Annotated in this window: 1 protein-coding gene; it reads right to left on the bottom strand. The window is 64.2% G+C overall.

The features are described from left to right. On the bottom strand, positions 1–296 hold a 296-nt coding region (locus tag P0D89_RS54115), incomplete at its 3' end, for a citrate synthase family protein (RefSeq protein ID WP_459252697.1). Positions 297–416: the final 120 nt, after the last annotated feature.

Here is a 416-nt window from a genome sequence, read left to right as displayed (position 1 = left end):
CGCTCGACCACCTGTTCGAGCGTGCCTTCCTGCGGCGTTTTCGCGAGCAACGCGGCAAAGAGCTTGCCCGCCTCTTCGGAACTGCCGAGGACGACCGACCCGCATCCCAGCAGGCCGGCGGCAACCGCGCCCTGCAAGGCCTCGGGTGCTGCGGCGTACGTCATGCGGGCGGCTTGTATGGAGGGGACCAGCCCGTGTTCCGAGATCGACACGAGCGATGCGTCGAGGAGCAGGCGCTGGGTGTCCGTGGGCGGCTGGCCGGTCAGGAGCAGACAAAAGAAGTCGGTCAGGCTCACGTGGCCTATCAACTCCTTGCAGAGATCCCGGTTGCGGACGGTGATGCTGTCAGGCGTTGCGGTCGAAATCGACGTGCGTAGCTGACTGGGTTTTCCAATTTGCATGGCGACCTTTGAAGA

Source organism: Paraburkholderia sp. RL18-085-BIA-A, assembly GCF_046027075.1.
GTDB lineage: Bacteria > Pseudomonadota > Gammaproteobacteria > Burkholderiales > Burkholderiaceae > Paraburkholderia.
Note: the sequence above shows the minus strand (reverse complement) of the source record. Positions and strands in the feature narration are given on the sequence as shown.